Below are 3376 nucleotides of genomic sequence, written 5' to 3' on the forward strand. Positions count from 1 at the left end.
AGGACAATTCAAAGAAGTTAATGACAAAATAGACAAGTCATCTGAACAACTTAATGGCAAAATAGACAGATTATCTGAACAACTTAATAGCAAAATAGACAAGCTATCTGAAGAAGTGAATAACTTAAGAGTTGACATAGCAAATATTAAAGGAGAATTAACAGGCGTGAATAAACGACTAGATAACTTGGAATTTACTAATCGAACCATCTTTGTTGCTATTGTTACTGCACTAATGGCAGGATTAGTTAAGTTATTTTTACCAAACCTTCCTACTAATCCTTAACTGTGATTCAAAAAGAAAACGGGTTTTTTGAAAAAACCCGTTTTCTGAATCTGAAATCGAATTCAAAATAGGAAATAGCGTTGGGCCATAGGTAAAACCGTAGCGGGTTCACAGATTAATAATTCCCCGTCAGCACGCACCTCGTAGGTTTCGGGATTAACTTCCATGCGCGGTAAAGCGTCATTAAGCTTCATACTAGCCTTACTGATATTGCGCGTATTCGACACTGCCACGGCGGTTTTTTTCAGCTTTAACTTCTCAGGAATGCCCGCTTTCATAGCATATTTAGAAACAAATGTCAAGGAAGTTTTGGCGATCGCACCGCCAAAAGAGGCAAACATGGGACGCATATAAACCGGTTGGGGTGTGGGAATACTGGCATTAGCATCGCCCATTTGCGCCCAGGCGATTAAACCGCCTTTCAGGACAATTTCCGGTTTTACGCCAAAAAATGCCGGTTTCCAGAGAACCAAATCGGCTAATTTGCCCACCTCGATGGAACCGACATAATCGGAGACACCATGGGTAATAGCAGGATTAATCGTATATTTAGCAATATATCGTCTTGCCCGCAGATTATCATTCTCTCCCGTTTCCCCGGTCAGTCTGCCTCGTTGTACCCGCATTTTGTGGGCAGTTTGCCAAGTGCGGATAATTACTTCCCCCACCCGTCCCATAGCTTGAGAATCGGAGGAAATGATGCTAAAAGCCCCTAAATCGTGGAGAATATCCTCGGCGGCAATAGTCTCTCGGCGGATGCGGGATTCAGCAAAAGCCACATCTTCGGGAATACTCCGGTCTAAATGATGACAAACCATCAACATATCGAGGTGTTCCTCTAAGGTATTCGTCGTATAGGGACGGGTGGGATTGGTAGAGGAGGGTAAAACGTTCATTTCCCCGCAAACCCTGATAATATCGGGAGCATGACCACCGCCGGCCCCTTCCGTGTGATAGGTGTGAATGACGCGATTTTTAAAAGCGGCGATAGTGGCCTCGACAAAACCGGCCTCATTGAGAGTATCGGTATGAATCGCCACCTGCACATCGTACTTATCGGCCACGCTTAAACAGGTATCAATGGCTGCCGGAGTGGTTCCCCAATCTTCATGGAGTTTTAAGCCAATTACCCCCGCTTTTACCTGTTCCGCTAGTCCTTCCGGCTGACTGCTATTGCCTTTACCCAAAAAACCCAAATTCATCGGGAAAGCTTCGGCGGCCTCTAGCATTCGATAGATGTTCCATTCTCCCGGGGTGCAGGTGGTGGCATTAGTTCCCGTCGCAGGTCCGGTCCCGCCACCAATCATCGTGGTAATCCCCGACGCGATCGCTGTCTCAATTTGTTGGGGACAGATAAAATGAATATGGGCATCAATCCCCCCTGCTGTCAAAATCATCCCCTCCCCGGCTAATGCCTCGGTAGCAGGTCCGATGATAATATCGACATTATCTTGAATGTGGGGATTGCCCGCTTTACCGATTTTATAAATTTTGCCGTCTTTAATGCCCACATCGGCTTTAACGATGCCCCACCAGTCGAGAATTAAGGCATTAGTAATCACTAGATCTACCGCCCCATCTTCCCTAGAAATGGGGGATTGGCCCATCCCATCGCGAATTACTTTACCGCCGCCGAATTTTACCTCATCGCCGTAGGTGGTGAAATCTTTTTCGACTTCGATAAATAATTCCGTGTCTGCCAGGCGAACTTTATCTCCGACGGTGGGGCCGTAGGTTTCAGCATAGGTGCGGCGATCGATGCGATAATTCATAGGGGTAATTCTCTCAAATCGACATTGATTATACGATCGATTTTCCGGCAATTATCGCTTTTTGGGGATTTTCTTCCATTTTTAATCTGGCTCGTTTTCGAGGATTTCTTTGGCTTTCAGTAAAGCTTGGTGATGTTCTTCGGTGACGGTGGGATATTTTAAACCAAGGGATTCGAGGGTGTGATAAATAACCGCCCCCACAGCTAAACGGGTAAACCATTTGCGATCAGCCGGGATAATATACCAGGGGGCCCATTCGGTACTGGTATGATTGAATACCTCCTCGTAGGCTTTCATGTAATCACCCCAAAAAGCTCTTTCTTTGACATCATTTTCAGAAAACTTCCAGTTTTTTTCGGGGCGATCAATTCTTTCCAAAAATCGTTTTTTCTGTTCTTCTTTAGAAACATTGAGAAAGAATTTCAGGACAATAACCCCATTGTTAACCAGATATTTTTCAAAATTATTAATCTCCTCAAAACGTCGATGCCAAACTTTCTTGGTTCTGTCTTCCGGGGGGAGTTTTTGCCGTTCCAATAAATTTTGATGGACGCGCACGACTAATAATTCTTCGTAGTAGGAACGATTAAAAATACCGATACGACCTCGCTCCGGTAAAGCTTTATAATATCGCCAGAGATAATCGTGATCTAGTTCTTCGGCCGAGGGTACTTTAAAGCTAAATACCTGACAGCCTTGGGGATTTAAGCCCGACATAACGTGCCTGATCGTACCATCTTTACCCGCCGCATCCATGGCTTGCAGATTAATTAACAGGGCATAGGTATCCTGAGCATAAAGTTTATCTTGAAACTCGGCCATTTTTTCGATACCCTGTTGCAGCAGCAAAGTGGCATCTTCTTTGGTAATGTAGTCTGGCTTAAACCCGGGATCGTAGTCTTTGTGCAGAGAAATTTCTTTACCCGGTGGCACGATTAAGGATTGTAAAAATGCTTGGCGATCAATTTTGCTGACCATGCTCTTCTCCTTGATTGTTTTGACCCCTAAGATTACATTGTAGCACTTTTGCTCGGAAAATATCTAACCCTTGAACCGGCGAGCCAAGGATGAAGTGACAGAAATGACCTAGAAACAAGTATATTTAAATACTCGATTTTAGCGACTCCTCATCTGACGAGAAAGTAAAGAATAATTTTTAGGTGATCGCAAATTCGGTAAACTGACGCACTTCGGGAGGTTGAAAAGCTAAAACTATTTCACTACTGGGAATTCCTACGCGCATTAATTCCGTGGCGATACCTGCTTCTGTCCAATCTTCTTCAATATAAATTTTGTCATTTTTTGGACGAAGATAAAC

The 3376-nt window shown here is 44.2% G+C and carries 4 protein-coding genes; 1 reads left to right on the forward strand and 3 read right to left on the reverse strand.

Annotated features, from left to right (window positions below; genetic code table 11):
• Positions 1-286: LPP leucine zipper domain-containing protein (locus PX636_RS16860; RefSeq protein WP_288117954.1), on the forward strand; the 286-nt coding region annotated here is incomplete at its 5' end.
• A 62-nt stretch (positions 287-348) separates the two neighbouring features.
• Here PX636_RS16860 and ureC read toward each other — a convergent pair.
• From ureC to PX636_RS16875, 3 genes are all read right to left on the reverse strand, one after another.
• Positions 349-2058, reverse strand: coding sequence for an urease subunit alpha (gene ureC / locus PX636_RS16865; RefSeq protein WP_002735350.1), 1710 nt, complete (start codon positions 2056-2058; stop codon positions 349-351).
• 81 nt (positions 2059-2139) lie between these two features.
• Entirely contained in the window at positions 2140-3036 is an 897-nt protein-coding gene (locus PX636_RS16870) for a polyphosphate kinase 2 family protein (protein ID WP_147068871.1), read from the reverse strand.
• Between the two features lie 178 nt (positions 3037-3214).
• Positions 3215-3376: element excision factor XisI family protein (locus PX636_RS16875; protein WP_288117955.1), on the reverse strand; the 162-nt coding region annotated here is incomplete at its 5' end.

It is taken from the genome of Microcystis sp. M53598_WE2 (assembly GCF_030067735.1).
In the GTDB taxonomy this organism is placed as follows: Bacteria; Cyanobacteriota; Cyanobacteriia; order Cyanobacteriales; family Microcystaceae; genus Microcystis; species Microcystis aeruginosa.

Coding starts and splice junctions, on each gene's coding strand:
- ureC (WP_002735350.1), bottom strand. CDS start 2,058: ATGAATTATCGCATCGATCGCCGCACCTATGCTGAAACCTACGGCCCC.
- PX636_RS16870 (WP_147068871.1), bottom strand. CDS start 3,036: ATGGTCAGCAAAATTGATCGCCAAGCATTTTTACAATCCTTAATCGTG.